We start from the raw sequence: 14,885 nt of genomic DNA on the forward strand, positions 1-14,885 counted from the left end.
CGGAATCGCTTGTGGCAACGATCCCACATCTGCGCCAGACTGAACGCATGACTGCCTTTCCCGCCGACTTCCTCTGGGGTGCGGCCACCAGCGCCTATCAGATCGAGGGGTCCCTCGACGTCGACGGTCGGGGACGCTCGATCTGGGACACCTTCGCCGAACAGCCCGGCGCGATCGAGGGCGGCGGCGACGCCCGCGTCGCCTGCGATTCCTACCGGCGCTGGAAGGACGACCTCGAAATCCTCAGCGAACTGGGCATGAAGGCCTACCGCTTCTCCCTCGCCTGGTCGCGGATCATGCCCGACGGGCGCGGTCGCGTGAACTCCCGCGGGCTCGACCACTACGAGCGGATCATCGACGAACTGCGACGCCGGGAGATCGAGCCGATCGTCACACTCAACCACTGGGATATGCCCGAGGCTCTGATGGCGGACGGCGGCTGGATGGGCCGCGGAACCGTCGACGCGTTCACGGAGTACGCCGTGGCGGCATCCGAACGTCTCGGCGATCGCGTCGACTGGTGGGTCACGCAGAACGAGCCGTGGATCATCCAGCTGCTCGGGTACCAGCTCGGCCTTCACGCACCAGGGATCCACGATCTGCGCGGCGCCGTCACCGCCGGTCACCACCTTCTCCTCGCCCACGGCAGAGCCGCTGATGCCATGCGAGCTTCCACGACCGGGAACATCGGTGTTGCCCTCAATCTGCTGCCCTGCGTGCCTGCCACGTCGAGCGCCGCCGACGCCGACGCCTCCTGGGGTTCGGACGGCTATGTCAACCGCTGGTTCCTCGACCCGCTGCTCCGGGAGGGCTACCCGGACGACATGCGCAGGCATTGGGAGCGAGCGATCGGCGGTTCCCTTGACGACGTCATCCTGGCCGGCGATGAGGCCGCGATCGCCGGTCGCAGCGACTTCCTCGGCATCAACTTCTACACGCACCGGGTGATGGCAGCGGCAGAACCCGGTCCGCGGCATCCCTTCCCCTGGCAGGTCGTCGGCTCGACGGGTGAGGTCGAGCGTACCGACGAAGGAACCGAGATCGTGCCCGACGCCTTCCGCGACCTGCTCATCCGCGTGCACCACGACTACCCCGGCGTTCCGCTCATCGTGACGGAGAACGGTGCGATCTCGGGCGACTCCCCCACCCACGACGGCGAAGTCCACGATGTCCGGCGCACGCGGTACCTGCGGTCGCACGTCGCGGCGATGGCCGAGGCGATCGAGGCGGGCGCCCCGGTGGTCGGCTATACGCACTGGTCCTTGCTGGACAACTTCGAATGGGCGCTCGGCTACCGACCGCGCTTCGGCCTCGTCTACGTCGACTTCCGAACCGGCGAACGCATCGTCAAAGACAGCGCCCGCGAGTTCGCGCAGATCGTGCGCGACGTCGGGCTGACGCAGCAGGCCGCCGCACGAGGACCACAGGTGGACAGCCTGGGCGCCTTCGGCTGACAGCTCCGGCCGTCGACGCCATCACCGGCCGGGGATCACGACATCGGCGACGCCGAAGGCCGCGACCTCGACCGTGTGCGGACCGGCATCGCCGTCCACCCGGATCTCCGCCGTGACATCCGACTCCGAGATGTTGCGCACCCGCACGCAGACGTCTGCGCCGACCGGTCGGAGTTCGACGAGCAGAGCCTCGGCGGGCGAGACGCGGATCGGCGGCGCCGGCATCGCGGCCGGCGCGACAGGCAGGTGCCGGGCCTGCAGCGGCTCCAGCAGGTCGCGTCCGTACCGGCCCACATCCGCGGCAGTGACCTCGGCGACCGGGCGGAAGCGGTAGCGGAATCGACGCGTGATCTCCTGGCGCGCCTGGAAGTTCGTGAAGTGCAGGTTGTTCATCAGCCAGCTCCCGATCTGACCGAACGACACGTCGAGCTGCTCCGCCCACTTCCCGGTATGGAAACCGCCGACCTGCACGAGCGGCGCGTCCATCGAACCCCACAGCATCCCTCTGCCCGTGCCGGTGATGCCCACCGCATGCTGGATCGAATACCAGTCCTTGCTGGTGTCCGGCAGCTGTTCGCGATCGGCCTCGAACACCGCGCCCGCCGTCTCGAGCAGGAAGCGCGGGTGCCGGACCTCGAACGGGAACGCGACGAAGACGCTTTCCGGCTCGAAGCGCTCCGGCTTGGTGAGCCAGACGTCGAGTCCGATCTCCGCACTCTCCTCCGCAAGCACCAGGGTCGTGACCACCTTCGGGATGCCGGCCGTCGCGGTCTCCCAACTCACCTCGGTGACGGATCCGAAGCGCTTCACGCGCACCTGCCCATCCCCGACCGCGATCTCGTGCCGGAAATCGGGCCCCGGATGCTCGGGATGGAACAGCTTCGGCGACTCGACGATCATCGGATGCACCGAGCCGTCGACGACCCGCTCGTCCACCAGCGCGCCGAGCGGACTCGAAGCGGTCGCATCCACCAGCTCCCGACCGTCGGTGCTGTCGATCAGTGAGACGATGCCACCGCGTGCGGGATCGACGATCACCCGGTAGCGTCCGACGGCGATCGGCCCCCGCACGACCTCTTCCACCGGCGCGTCGGGCGTCGGCGCGACGAGGATGCCGAACGGCCCCACGTCGGCGAGCAGACGTGCCCGCCGGACACCCGACACCTCCACATCGACGACCTCCGTACGCCGCGACTCGGTCGGGTTCACGACGACGATCGCATCGGCGACGGCGGTGTCGGCGACGGCATCCACTCCACCATCGCCATCCGCCCCCACGTACCGGAACCACCCCTCGATGGCGAGGTCTCGTGCGTGATCGAAGGCGTCGTAGGCGAATCCTGCCTTGGCGTTGTGGTGCGAATGACTCAGGGTCGAGTGCGGCTTGGAGTACGTCTCCCAGCTCCCCCAGGTGTGCTCGCCGTAGAGGAGAAGCTGCTCGTCGATGTGGCCCATGGTCTGCGCCACCTCCTCCGAGGAGCGGTGACGCACGGGTCCGCGGCGGTAGCCGAGAACATCGAAGCCCGGGCGACTCCGGTCTCCGGCGAGCCGCGCCAGCGACAGGGAGGCCTGTGCCGCCCGCGCGAAGCTCCGGGCCTCGCGATACACCGCCACCTCGCGAGCCGTCGATCCGTGGCCGTGGGACCACCAGTCCGCCCATTCGCCGCGAACCGTCGGGACCGGCAGATCCGTCGCCTGCTCTTCGAGGTCGTCGAGCGCCTCATCGATCGTGGCTGTGCGCATCAGCAGTTCCGGATGCCGGGCGTTCCACGTCCGCACCACCTCGAGGAAGAGCGCGGTCGGCCAGCGGTTGTCGTTCCCCGCGTGCACGACCGCCGTGGTCCACGGATAGTCGTCGCGGCTCTCCAGGTCGCGGACGAAGTCCTCGATGTGCTGCTCAGCTCTGTCCGCGTCGCCGTCGACGATCCCCCACTCCTCGCCGAAGCCGTAGTGCGTGGACAACCAGACGAACACGCGCCTGCCTGAGGGCGCCTCCCACCAGAACCCGCTGGGCTGGACGAAGGGAGCCCGGCCGTGATCCGGATTCAGCGCCATGACGAGTCGTCCGATGCCGGCATCCCGCATCTGGTCGACGGTGCCCCACGAGAGCCCGTTCACGTCACCGTGCTGCTGCGTGCGCACCTCGATGCCGAGGTCGCGGATCTTCGCGAGCTGCGCATAGGCGGCGTCGAACTCGAACGTGCTCGGCAGCTGCGTCATGTTCAGGTACCCGCCGGTGACCGACACGGTGCCGGACTTCGCGAGCGCGGCCAGCCGTTCCTTCTGCGCCGGGCTCGCGGTGCGCAGGAAGTTCAGCACAGGTCGTGCGACTTCGAAGGTCCAGCGAAAGCCATCCGGTCCGTCCGCGGGCGATTCCGCCGCGAGCTCGAGCACGCGGTCGACGATGCGGGCGTGCTGCGCATCGATGATTCGCGGGCTGTTGGTGTAGCCGACGTCGTGGTGGGTATGTCCGATGAGAAGGATCTGTCGGATCGTCATCGTGTCTCTCGCCTGTTCTTGTCTGTGTGCGGTCCGTGCGCGGAAAGGGCGGGCCGACCGAAGTCGACCCGCCCCGGGGTGCGGGAGGATCAGCCCGCGGTGGCGTTCTCGTATGCCCGCATCGCTGCCTGCTGCGCGTCGGCGAGCGCCTCTTCCGGTGTCTTGTCACCGAGCAGGGCTGCGGTGACGGCGTTGTTCAGCTCGTTCTGGATCTCCTGACCCGCGGGCGACGACCCGAACGACTGTCCGTAGTCGACGACCTCGTAGAACGTGGAGATCACCTGGTCGAAGCCGGCGTTGCCGGTCTCGACGACGAACTGCTCGCGGATCGCCTGGTCGGCAGCGGGCGACCCGGTGAACAGACCGGTGTTCAGCCCGCCCTCGTCCTTCAGGGTCTGCGCACGCGCCTCACCGGCGGCCATCCAGGCGTCGTCCGAGGTCAGGTTCACCATCCAGGCGCACGCACCTGCCGGGTTCTCCGCCCCCATCGGTACGACGAACGCCGTGCCGGATGCCACGGAGAAAGGCTCGCCGTTCGAGTCGCGGAACGGCACCGCCTCGATGTCGATCTGGTCGGCGTACGGGCCGAGCACGTTCGGGTACCACTGCGCATTCACCTGTGCGCCGACCTGACCGGCGACGTACTGGTTGTTGTCACCGAAGGTGTCGAACGAGTCGGTGAAGCTCTTCACCCCAGCGAAGCCGCCCTGGGCGTCGGTGATCTGCTTGAGGAGCTCGATGCCGGCGATGTTGCTCGGGTCGTCCAGTGTCGGAGCGCCCTTGTCGTCGTTGAGCTGGCCGCCGGTCGCGAGGAGCCACAGACCGCTCTGCCCGGTCGCGACCGGATCGAACCCGAGACGCGAGGGAACACCGCCGGACTCCTGATAGATCTTTCCGATCGCCTCGAGCAGCACGTCGGGCTTCGACGTGTCGAAGTCCTCGGGACTGACGCCGGCCTCGTCGAGGACCTTCTTGTTCACGATGATCGCCGGCGGCTGATAGAACTGCGGCACCGCCCAGATCTCGTCCTCGTAGGTGACGTCGTCCACGACCGAGGGGTACCAGTGCTCGTCAGGAGTGACGTCCTGCTCGGCGAAGCACTCGTCGAGGGGCATGATCAACCCTTGCGCGGCGTAGGTCGTGACGTAGCGGCGGTCCATCTGCACCACGTCGGGGACGTCGCCGCTGGCGATGCGGGTGGTGAACTTCTGCGCGTCGAATGCCGTCGCGTCGAGATCGATCTCGAGGTCGCTCAGCTGCTCGGCGGCGTGGTCCATCCGGGAGGTTCCGACGTCGTCGGCGTTCTCGAACCCCCAGGCTTTCAGCGTGCCGGTGGGCTCGGCACCGAAATCGGCATCGCCGCCGCCTTCGGCAGCCCCTCCACCGGAGCATCCGGCGAGCACGATTGCGGATGCCGCGGCCATCGCGGCGAATCCCAGAATGCGCGTGCGCATGTCGTTCCCTTTCGATTGGGGCGGGGCGATGCCGCCGCCGGGGTCTTGCTGGTTGGTGAGATGCGTCATGACTTCAGCCCTTCCGGCCCTGGGTCGCCACGCCCTCGATGAAGTAGCGCTGCCCGAAGGCGAACAGGATGAGCATGGGGAGTGTGACGATCAACGACGCCACCATCACGTACTGGTAGTCGCCGTGGCCGCCCGCGGTCGGGCTGTACTTGGTCATCGCGTAGGCGATGCCCAGCGGAGCCGTGAACTCGTCGACCGACCCGGCGTTGAGATAGATCAGGGCGGCCTGCAGGTTGTTCCAGCTCGCCTGGAACTCGAACAGGAAGACGATGATGAACGACGGGATCGACAGCGGCATCGCGATCCGCCAGAAGAGCCCCCAGTAGCTCGCACCGTCGAGACGCGCAGCCTCGAACAATTCCTTGGGAAGACCCAAGAAGAACTGTCTCTGCAGGAAGATGTAGAACGCCGAGCCGAAGAGGTTCATCCCCCACAGCGGCACCCAGGTGCCCAGCATCCCCGTCTCTTTCCAGATGAGGTAGATGGGGATCATGGTGACCGCGCCGGGCAGCATCATCGTGGCCAGCACGAGACCGAACAGCACGCCTCGCCCCGGGAACCGGAAGTACGCGAACCCGAACGCCACGATCGAACTCGAGATCGCCACGGCGCCCGCGGCCAGCAGCGCGATGGCGACGCTGTTCCACATCCAGCTCAGCAGCGGCAGCTGGTTCCACACCTCGACGTAGTTCTCGGGCATGAAGGTCTTCGGGATCAGCGAGTTGTCGAAGACCTCTCCGCGGGGCTTGAAGCTCGCCGCGAGGAGCCAGAGGAAGGGATAGAGGAACAGCAGCCCGAATCCGATGAGCACGATGGCCAGGACGATCCGACCGACCAGCGTCTTGGGCTGCGAGACGGCTCGTCGCCATCTCGAGCGCTTCGGCACGGTGATGTTCCTGGTCTCTGACTCCAGCCCCGGCACCGCTGCGGGAGGCACCTGCCGCAATGAAGACGACATCAACGGTCTCCCTCGTAGTAGACGAATCGGTTGCCGAACTTCACCTGGATGACGGTGATGACCATGATGATGACGAAGAGCAGCCAGGCCATCGCCGCGGCGAAGCCGAAGTTGAACTGCCGGAAGGCCTGCTGGAACAGGTAGATCGCATAGAACAGCGACGCCTCTGGCGAAGAGTTGCTCTGATCTCGCCAGAACAGCAGATACGCCTGGTCGAAGATCTGGAACGCCGCGATCGAGAGCACGATCACGTTGAAGAACATCGCTCCGGAGATCATCGGAAGGGTGATCGAGAAGAACTTGCGGATGGGACCTGCGCCGTCGAGCGATGCCACTTCGTAGAGCTCTGTCGGCACGTTCTTCAGAGCTGCGAGGAAGATGACCATGGTTCCGGCGACCGTCCACAGCGTCATGATCACGATGCTCGGCTTCACCCAGTCGGGATCGACGAGCCACTGCGGTCCCTGGATGCCGAAGAGGCGGAGGAACTGGTTGATCGCACCGGAGTTGCCGTTGAGGAGGAGGAAGAAGACGGCGGCCGTCGCGACTGCCGGGGTCATCTTGGGGAGGTAGTACAGCGTGCGGAAGAACCCTGCACCCTTGCTCACCCGGTTGAGGAGCATCGCGAGGATCAGAGCGAAGATGATCTCCAGCGGCACCGCCATGACCACGTAGAAGAGGGTGTTGGCGAGCGAGACGCCCACGCGGGGATCCTCGAACAGCCGCGCATAGTTCTCGAGGCCGATCGGGCGCGCCGTGTTGGTCGCCAGGTTGTAGTTGCTGAACGAGATGTAGAGGCTGTAGACCATCGCGCCGGCCGTGAAGACCAGAAACCCGATGAGCCAGGGGGTGATGAACAGGTAGCCGGCCAGCGCTTCGCGCTTGTTGTAGTGCTGCTTGACCTTCGGCGCCTTCGCACGGCGTCGCCGCCGCCCGCTTTGATCCTTCTTGGCGACGGTCAGAGTACGAGTCTCCGAGTCGGATCCGAGGCTCATCGCCCACCCTCTCTCACAGAGGGGCGCAAACGGTTCGTGTCTGCCATGTCGCTTCTCCTGTTGGCCTGTGGCATCGTTACCACATGGCTGTGACTATACGGGTCGAGTTCCCCTCCTCGCAAGCAATAGTGCTGTTTCATGCCGCGATGTTAGATGCCGGGCAGAAGTTACTGAGCACCCTTGCGCACGCCGACCGCGATGTGCTTCCCGGGAGCGGGCGGCGATGAGCGCGAGTACGGCCATGACCACGGGTACGGCGATCACTCCCAGGCGGTCGCGGGGTCGAGCGTCCTGGCCACATGGCCCTGCAGGGTGAGCGTGAGCTCAGCCGCAGCCTCGAGCTCTTCGCAGAGGTCCACAGCGCGGTCGATGTCGGTCGCGCAGACCAGGCTGCCGTGGTTGGCGAGCAGCAGGCAGTGGCTGCGCGATGCCGCCGCTTCGACACCTGCGGCGAGCGCCGCAGACCCCGGCGCCGCGTAGTCGACGAGCTCGACGCGTCCGAGCATCCGGATCCGGTAGGGCGTATACGCGGGGAGGGGGTCGTCGTCGCCCGCTCCCGCCAGGCACGACACGGCCGTCGCGGCGCGGGAGTGCAGGTGAACCACGGCCTCGATGTCCGGACGTGCGCGATATGCGGACAGGTGCATCGCCCATTCCTTCGTGGGTGTGGGGCCGGCGAGACGCGCGCCCGCCACATCGAGCACGGCGATCTCGTCGACGGTGACGCGGCCCATGGCGGATCCGGTGGGTGTGATCAGGATTCGGTCGCCGACACGCACGCTCGCATTGCCGGAGCTGCCCGGAGAGAGTCCCGCCGCGGAGAGCGCGCGGCACGCGTCCACCAACCGCTCCGCACTCATGACTCGTCCTCCACCCAGGCGCCCCCGAAGAGGTGCTCGTCACCGAAGTTCCCCGATTTGAAGCAGAGGTCGAGCTCACGGCCATCGGCATCCGTCGCCGTGGTCCACGCCACGCCGGGAGCGACGACCCTGCGCACCCGGAGGGTGGCGACACCGAGCGCTGCGGCGACAGCGCCGGATGTCTCGCCACCGGCCACGAGGATGCGGCGGACGCCGTGGCGTTCGACCGCGCGCACGGCGATCCGGGCGAGAGCGTCTTCGACGAGTTCGGCGGCGCGTTCGCGGCCCCAGTGCTGCTGCGCACGGCGGACCTCGCCGGGGTCGGCGGTCGCCGAGATCAGCGGGACACCGGATGCTGTGTCCGCGAGCGCTGTGTCGATGAAGGCGAGGGCAGCGGCGACGACGACATCCGCGTCGAGCGCGAGCGCGTCCACATCGAGGGTGAACGGCGGGCCGTCGTGGGCGGCGACCTGGGCCCGTGTTCGCTCGGAGCCGCTTCCGGACAGGATGAGCGACTCACCGTGCGGTGGCCGGTGCGGCGCGGGTGAGGTCGCAGTGCCGATCTGCCGCGCGAGTGCCACGGCGAGCCCTGCCGCACCACCGAGGAGCACACCGTCGGTGGCGGACTCTTCCGCGAGAGTGCGCGCGACGGCGTCGAGGTCAGCATCTTCCACGGCGTCGAGCAGCACGTGGCGCACACCGTCGGCTCGGAGATCGGCAAGCCGACGGGAGACCTCCTCCGCCCCCCGATGCACCTCTTCGATGCCCACCGATGCGACGGTATGCGGTGTCTGCCGGCTCAGCACCCGGACGAGGTCCGGATCGCGCATGGGGGTGAGCGGATGCTCTGCGAGCGACGATTCGGACAGCAGCCGGTCGCCGACGAAGAGGTGACCGCGATGCATCGTTCGCCCGGCGGCGGGGGTGGCCGGTGTGCCGACCGAGATCGCGCCCTGAGGCAGTTGGGCGAGTAGTGCGTCGGCGACCGGGCCGATGTTGCCGGCATCCGTCGAATCGAAAGTCGAGCAGTACTTCTGATAGAGCCGGCGCGCTCCCCACCGGCGGAGCACATCTGCGGCGGCGATGCTCTCCGCCACCGCCGCCGCGACCGGTGCGGTACGGGACTTCAGCGCCACGATCACGCAGGACGCGTCCGGAGCTTGCTGCGCATCCGGCACGCCGATCCGGATCACGACGTCGAGGCCGGCCGCTCCGACGCCTGCCGCGACATCGCACGCTCCGGTGATGTCGTCGGCGATGACACCGAGCTCGATGCTCATCCCGCGATCCTGATCTCGACCCCGGCGTCTTCGATGCGCGCCAGCGCTTCGGCGTCGGCGCTGGAGTCGGTGATCAGTGCGTCGATGAGGTCCAGGCCTGCGATGCGCACGGCCGCGCGCTGAGTGAGCTTCGTACCATCGGCGAGCAGAACGACCCTGGCGGACTGCTCCGCCAGCACGCGCTTGATTGCCGCGTCCAAGGCATTCGCCCCCCAGAGACCGTCGGCACCGACCGCGGTGGCCGAGAGGAAAGCGACGTCGCAGCGCACTCCGCGCAGCAGCTCCTCGGTCAGGGGACCCGCGAAGCTGCGGGTGTCCGGCTGATAGTGCCCACCTGCAGCGATGAGACGCGGAGACCCCGCCCTGGTGAGCGCCTCGATGATCGGGAGGGAATGCGTCACGACGGTGCTTCGAGGGAGCAGCGGGACGAGCGCGGCGACGGTCGTGCCGGCGTCCAGCGCGATCATCTCAGCGGTGGCCGCCTCCGCCGCGGCGAGCTCCGCGATGGCCTTCTTCTGCGCGGCACCCAGGGCGTCGCGGCCTTCGAACGGCACGCCTCCCGAGACGACGGTCGCCCCACCGGCCACCCGGCGCACGGTTCCCTGCTCTTCCAGCATCCGCAGATCACGCCGCACGGTCATCTCGGAGACTCCGAGTTCCTGGGCAGCGGCGATCGAAGACAGATAGCCGTCGGCGGCGATCCGCTTCTCGAGGTGAGCGCGGCGTTCGGGGGCATCGGTGTAGCGCATGGCGTCCTTCCGTCATGGCAATTATCGAACACATTTGCCTTTTCTGTTCAAAATGTCACAAACTGGGCGGGTGACACTCGTCCTGGGATTGGACATCGGCAGCACGACGACGAAGGCTGCCCTCGTCGACGTGACCGATGCGGTGACCGTCGTGCGCGTCGCCCGTCGCCCGACCCCGACGAGTGTGAACGAGCTCATCGAGACCGCCGCGGCGGTCTCGCGCGAGTGCCTCGCCGCCACGGGCGCGCCGGTCGCGGCTGTCGGCATCGCCTCGATGGCCGAGAGCGGCGCGGCCCTCGATGGCGAAGGTCGCCCCCTGACGACCTTGCTGCGGTGGAATCGCCCCGTCGACCGCGCCCACCTCGCCACCTTGCTGACCGCGCACCCGTCGCTCCCGGTCGACACCGGAGTTCCCCCGACGACCAAGCCGGCCGCGGTCACCCTGATAGCCCTTCGTGACGAAGACCCCGAGATCCACAACAGCATGCGCCACTGGGCAGGCGTCGCCGACCTCGTCGCTCATGCGCTCACGGGTGTGCGTGCGACCGATCACACCCTCGCAGCGCGGACCATGCTCGCCGGACGCGGAGACGCCTGGAACACCGAGATCGTCGAGAACCTGGGTCTGCGAGAGCACATGCTGCCGGCACTGCGCGCGCCGGGCGAACGCGTCGGCCACACGTCGGCGGAGGCCACCACCTTCGGCCTCGGCCCGGGAACGCCCGTCTACGTCGCCGGCCACGACCACACGGTCGGAGCATGGGCGGCAGGCGCACGTGGTCCAGGAGACGCCGCGGATTCCCTCGGCACATCCGAGGCGATCGTGCGCATCACCGATGCCGTCGACATCGCGCGGGCGGTCGCGGAGGGCTACTCCGTCGGCAGCACCGTGGACGGGAGGGGCACGACCATCCTCGGGGGCTCCCCCGCGTGCGGCGCCCTGCTCGCCGAGTGGGACACCGAGCATCCCGCCGATCACCTGACCCAGCGACTCGCGGCTCTCACACCCGAGTCGTGGTCGGCCTCGTCGATGATCGTGCTGCCGTACCCATCCGGGCGACAGTGCCCGGCGCCTCAGCCGCACGCGTGGCTACAGGTCTTCGGAACGGGCGACGCCGAGGAGCGGACCCGCGGGGTGCTGCAATCGCTCGTCGCACACGCCCGGTGGATGCGAGAGACGGCGGATGCACTGGCCGGCTCACCCACTGCTTCACTCACCTTGATCGGTTCGCTCGCTCTGCACGTCCCGGTCTGGGCGCCGCTCGCTGCGGCATCCGTCCCCTCCGCGTTCCGGTGCACGACCGGCGAGCCCGTCGCTGCCGGCGCCGCCCTGCTCGCCGGGGTTCGGGAAGGCATCGCATCGCCCGACGCCTCGATCCTTCCGCGCGGCACGGTGCGCCCGCTCCACACGCCCGACGGCGATGGCGACCATCGACGGTTCCTCGCGGCCGTCACCAGCCAACTCGTCACGACACACGTCACGTCACAAGGAGAACCATGACAACGCTCGATGCCATCGCCCGCCCCTCCGGCGCCTTCGCCATGGTCGCCATGGACCAACGCGAGAGCCTCCGGCACATGTTCGACGTGGCGGGACACGGCCGCCCGGCTGACGAGGTGCTCATCGACTTCAAGGTGGCGGTCGCCGAGGAACTCGCGCCCCACGCGTCCGGCTTCCTCGCTGATCGACGGTTCGGTTTCGACCGTGTGCGCGCGGCAGTTCCCGACTCGACCGGTCTGATCCTGGCCGTCGACGCGCTGGAGCAGGCCGACGGCGGGCCCGTCGAAGACACCGGACTCGACTTCGACGCCCTGAGCGACCTTCCCGATCAGGTCGACGCCCTCAAACTCCTGCTCATCTGGCGGCGCGACGCACGGCGCGACGACCGCGTGGCTCTCGCTGCGCGATTCGTCGAGGCGGCGCGTGAGCGGGGAGTGCTCTCCGTGCTGGAGCCCGTCGTTCGCGCCGCCCCCGGCGAGACGGGCTTCGACCCGGATGCCGCGATCCGTGAGGCTGCGCGCGAGCTCTCGGCGCTGTATCCGGATCTCTACAAGGCGCAGGTCCCGTTGACGGGCACCGGCGTCGAGGCCGAGCAGCGCGCCGCGAGCGCCGCGCTGAACGAATGCATGACCGGACCGTGGGTGGTGCTGTCGCAGGGCGTGGAGCGGGAGCGATTCGCGGATGCCGTGCGCGCCGCGTGCCTCGAGGGAGCGAGCGGCTTCCTCGCCGGACGAGCCTTGTGGAGCGATGTCGTCGGCAACTCCGACGTACGCGGCGAGTTGCGGGCGCGTTCGGTCGACCGGCTCACCGCGCTCGCGGAGATCGTCGACACCCACGCCCGTCCCTGGCAAGACGCATGAGCACGCGCGTCGGCGTCCTGCACACCGTCCCTGCGCTCGTGCCCGTGTTCCACGGACTGCTGGCCTCGGAGCGGGAGGACACGGAGGTCGTTCACATCGCCGACCCGACGCTCCTGTCGCGGGCGGTCGCCGCCGGCATCACGGCAGACGTCGAGGCCGACCTTCGGGTGCACCTCGCCGCGCTGCGAGACGCCGGAGCAGCCGCGGTGCTCGTGACCTGCTCGTCCATCGGCGAGGCGGCGGTGGATGCCGCGGCCGCGGTCGGGGTACGACTGGTGCGTGTCGACGCGGCGATGGCGCGCGCAGCCGTCGAGCGGGCCTCGGCCGGCTCTGGGCGCATCCTCGTGCTGGCCACCCTGCCGGCCACACTCGGTCCGACCGGCCGGCTGGTGCAGGCCGAGGCTGTCGCCGGAGAAGGCATCGAGGTCACCGCCGTGGTGGTCGAGGATGCTGCCGCCGCCCGCGCAGCGGGAGACCTCGCGCAGCACGATCGACTCATCGCCGAGGCCATCGAGAAGGCAGGTGACGTCGACGTGATCGTGCTCGCTCAGGCCTCCATGGCGACGGGCGCCGGGGGCGACGCCCGGGTGCTCACGTCTCCCGAGTCCGGCACCGCGGACTTCCTGCGAACGGTGTGAGCGTCAGCCGCGGTCGAGCACCGCACGCACGAAGGCGGGGATGACGTCTGTCGCGACTTTCGCGGCGTGCTCCTCGGCCCGGATGAGCGCCGCTTCCACGGCGGCAGCATCCGCCCCGGGCAGCCTCTCCCACAGGTCGAGTGCGCGGAGTCCGGCATCCGCCATGTCTTGCGCGGCTCGCAGCCACGGTGCGAGCGACCGTGCCGGCTCCTCCTCGGACAGGTGCGGATTCTGCCACTCGCCGAGCCGCCGCCGCAGCTCCACGGCCGCACCGGCAGAACCCGCCAGAACTTCTTCCGTCGACGCGGCGAGCGCGGCATCCATCGGCGCAGACGGAGGCCACGACGACAGCGTTCGCACGAGCGGCGCGAGCTGCGCGGCCTGCGCGTCCGCGACCAGCGGCAGAGCTGACACCGCACTTCGCGACGGCGAGTACCCCTCGGGGTTCCAGGCCCAGTCCGCGAACGCGGCGATACCGAAGCCTCCGGGCGCGTACTCGACCATCGGGTTCGTCCATGCGCCGCGGAGCCCCGATCCGGCGACGTCCGCCGCCCGGCCGGTGAGCGGCCCGAGGAACGCGCGCCCGCGGTCGAAGTCGTTCACCGGGAAGTTGTCCCAGAGCACGATCCGATCGCCGAAGACCTCCGCCGCGGCGTCGATGTCGTCACGAGAGATGTCGCCGACCACGATGTCACGGCCCGTCCACCACACGAGCACCCCGTCCGGCAGGCCGGAGGCGAAGGCGGTGCGGTAGTCCGACGCCTGCACGCCCGCGTAGTCCATCGGAACCACCAGCAGATCGCCACCGAGACTCTGGCCCACCGACTCCGCGAACCGGCGGATCGTCAGCGCGTGAGCCTCCCCGAGTCCCGCACCGTGGTCGCCGAATCGGTCTCGATCGGCGGCGTTCGTCGGGGCGGGCGGGACGTCGTCGAACAGCAGGGCGACATCGGGAATCCCGGCATCGAGCAGCTGAGTCGCCTTGGCGGCGAGACGGTCGTGTTCGGCGTCGTCGGAGAACACCATCGACCCCGCCGGATGCAGCGCGATGACGACGTCGACCCCCTCATCCCGGCCGACCCTGGCCAGCTCGACGAGCCGCGCCAGGTCGTCGTCCGGATACGGCTCCCGCCAGCGTTCGCGATGATACGGGTCGTCTTTGGGTGCGTAGACGTAGGAGTTGAGCTTCAGTCGCCCGGCGAGGCGCAGGGCAGCGAGTCGCTCGTCGTGCGACCACGGTTCACCGTAGAAGCCCTCGATGATGCCTCGACGCGGGAGCGTGGGCGAATCCTCGATCCGCACGGTCGGCACGCGCCCTTCGGCGTCGGCGAGCTGCGCGAGGGTGGCCCGCGCGTGCCGAAACCCGCGGTCGGCCGAGGCGTCGATGGCGACACCCGAAGCATCGACGTCGAGGCGGTACCCCTCGGGCGGGATCGTGTCATCCACGCGCTCGGTGATCGTGAGGTCGACGAGCGGGTGACGCGCTTCACCTCCGGAGAGGAGACGGGGAAGCGGGAGCAGGGCGAGGTGATGGATCACGGCATCGGCGTGCATGTGGGAACGTTATC

General features: G+C 68.7%; 12 protein-coding genes. 4 read left to right on the forward strand and 8 right to left on the reverse strand.

The window, feature by feature from the left end:
• The first annotated feature begins 47 nt into the window (after positions 1-47).
• Complete coding sequence (locus D7252_RS03720; protein WP_120774165.1) at positions 48-1,454, forward strand: GH1 family beta-glucosidase; 1,407 nt, start codon at positions 48-50, stop codon at positions 1,452-1,454.
• Between the two features lie 21 nt (positions 1,455-1,475).
• Here D7252_RS03720 and D7252_RS03725 read toward each other — a convergent pair whose 3' ends face one another.
• From D7252_RS03725 to D7252_RS03755, 7 genes are all read right to left on the reverse strand, one after another.
• Positions 1,476-3,953, reverse strand: a complete 2,478-nt coding sequence (locus D7252_RS03725) for a hypothetical protein (protein ID WP_120774166.1) — start codon at positions 3,951-3,953, stop codon at positions 1,476-1,478.
• Positions 3,954-4,042: 89 nt separating this feature from the next.
• Positions 4,043-5,476, reverse strand: coding sequence for an extracellular solute-binding protein (locus tag D7252_RS03730; protein WP_251050594.1), 1,434 nt, complete (start codon positions 5,474-5,476; stop codon positions 4,043-4,045).
• A 4-nt stretch (positions 5,477-5,480) separates the two neighbouring features.
• Entirely contained in the window at positions 5,481-6,434 is a 954-nt protein-coding gene (locus D7252_RS03735; protein ID WP_120774167.1) for a carbohydrate ABC transporter permease, read from the reverse strand.
• The gene (locus D7252_RS03740) at positions 6,434-7,429 is read right to left on the reverse strand and encodes a carbohydrate ABC transporter permease (RefSeq protein WP_251050596.1); all 996 of its coding nucleotides are present in this window, start codon (positions 7,427-7,429) and stop codon (positions 6,434-6,436) included. Before D7252_RS03740 ends, D7252_RS03735 begins: the two co-directional genes overlap by 1 nt.
• Positions 7,430-7,689: 260 nt before the next feature.
• Positions 7,690-8,289 (reverse strand): class II aldolase/adducin family protein, encoded by a 600-nt coding sequence (locus D7252_RS03745; protein ID WP_120774168.1) that lies wholly within the window; start codon positions 8,287-8,289, stop codon positions 7,690-7,692.
• Positions 8,286-9,569 (reverse strand): 3-oxo-tetronate kinase, encoded by a 1,284-nt coding sequence (otnK, locus tag D7252_RS03750; protein WP_120774169.1) that lies wholly within the window; start codon positions 9,567-9,569, stop codon positions 8,286-8,288. Before otnK ends, D7252_RS03745 begins: the two co-directional genes overlap by 4 nt.
• Positions 9,566-10,318 (reverse strand): DeoR/GlpR family DNA-binding transcription regulator, encoded by a 753-nt coding sequence (locus D7252_RS03755; RefSeq protein ID WP_120774170.1) that lies wholly within the window; start codon positions 10,316-10,318, stop codon positions 9,566-9,568. The genes otnK and D7252_RS03755 overlap by 4 nt, the downstream gene beginning before the upstream one ends.
• Before the next feature lie 70 nt (positions 10,319-10,388).
• Here D7252_RS03755 and D7252_RS03760 point away from each other — a divergent pair, with 70 nt between their 5' ends.
• From D7252_RS03760 to D7252_RS03770, 3 genes are read left to right on the forward strand one after another with little or no spacing between them, the layout of a single operon-like run.
• Positions 10,389-11,819: an FGGY family carbohydrate kinase gene (locus tag D7252_RS03760; protein ID WP_183055165.1), complete on the forward strand. Its 1,431-nt coding sequence runs from the start codon at positions 10,389-10,391 to the stop codon at positions 11,817-11,819.
• Positions 11,816-12,679, forward strand: a complete 864-nt coding sequence (locus tag D7252_RS03765) for a hypothetical protein (protein ID WP_120774172.1) — start codon at positions 11,816-11,818, stop codon at positions 12,677-12,679. Before D7252_RS03760 ends, D7252_RS03765 begins: the two co-directional genes overlap by 4 nt.
• Complete coding sequence (locus tag D7252_RS03770; RefSeq protein WP_120774173.1) at positions 12,676-13,317, forward strand: arylsulfatase; 642 nt, start codon at positions 12,676-12,678, stop codon at positions 13,315-13,317. Before D7252_RS03765 ends, D7252_RS03770 begins: the two co-directional genes overlap by 4 nt.
• Positions 13,318-13,320: 3 nt before the next feature.
• On the opposite strand, the gene D7252_RS03775 is transcribed toward D7252_RS03770, so the two are convergent.
• Positions 13,321-14,871 (reverse strand): beta-N-acetylglucosaminidase domain-containing protein, encoded by a 1,551-nt coding sequence (locus D7252_RS03775; RefSeq protein WP_120774174.1) that lies wholly within the window; start codon positions 14,869-14,871, stop codon positions 13,321-13,323.
• Positions 14,872-14,885 lie beyond the last annotated feature (14 nt).

Origin of the sequence: Microbacterium sp. CGR2 (genome assembly GCF_003626735.1) — a bacterium.
Lineage (GTDB): Bacteria > Actinomycetota > Actinomycetes > Actinomycetales > Microbacteriaceae > Microbacterium.

Excerpts from the sequence above, each read along its gene's own strand:
- D7252_RS03720 (WP_120774165.1), top strand. The coding sequence starts at position 48 with ATGACTGCCTTTCCCGCCGACTTCCTCTGGGGTGCGGCCACCAGCGCC.
- D7252_RS03725 (WP_120774166.1), bottom strand. The coding sequence starts at position 3,953 with ATGACGATCCGACAGATCCTTCTCATCGGACATACCCACCACGACGTC.
- D7252_RS03730 (WP_251050594.1), bottom strand. The coding sequence starts at position 5,476 with ATGACGCATCTCACCAACCAGCAAGACCCCGGCGGCGGCATCGCCCCG.
- D7252_RS03735 (WP_120774167.1), bottom strand. The coding sequence starts at position 6,434 with ATGTCGTCTTCATTGCGGCAGGTGCCTCCCGCAGCGGTGCCGGGGCTG.
- D7252_RS03740 (WP_251050596.1), bottom strand. The coding sequence starts at position 7,429 with ATGAGCCTCGGATCCGACTCGGAGACTCGTACTCTGACCGTCGCCAAG.
- D7252_RS03745 (WP_120774168.1), bottom strand. The coding sequence starts at position 8,289 with ATGAGTGCGGAGCGGTTGGTGGACGCGTGCCGCGCGCTCTCCGCGGCG.
- otnK (WP_120774169.1), bottom strand. The coding sequence starts at position 9,569 with ATGAGCATCGAGCTCGGTGTCATCGCCGACGACATCACCGGAGCGTGC.
- D7252_RS03755 (WP_120774170.1), bottom strand. The coding sequence starts at position 10,318 with ATGCGCTACACCGATGCCCCCGAACGCCGCGCTCACCTCGAGAAGCGG.
- D7252_RS03765 (WP_120774172.1), top strand. The coding sequence starts at position 11,816 with ATGACAACGCTCGATGCCATCGCCCGCCCCTCCGGCGCCTTCGCCATG.
- D7252_RS03770 (WP_120774173.1), top strand. The coding sequence starts at position 12,676 with ATGAGCACGCGCGTCGGCGTCCTGCACACCGTCCCTGCGCTCGTGCCC.
- D7252_RS03775 (WP_120774174.1), bottom strand. The coding sequence starts at position 14,871 with ATGCACGCCGATGCCGTGATCCATCACCTCGCCCTGCTCCCGCTTCCC.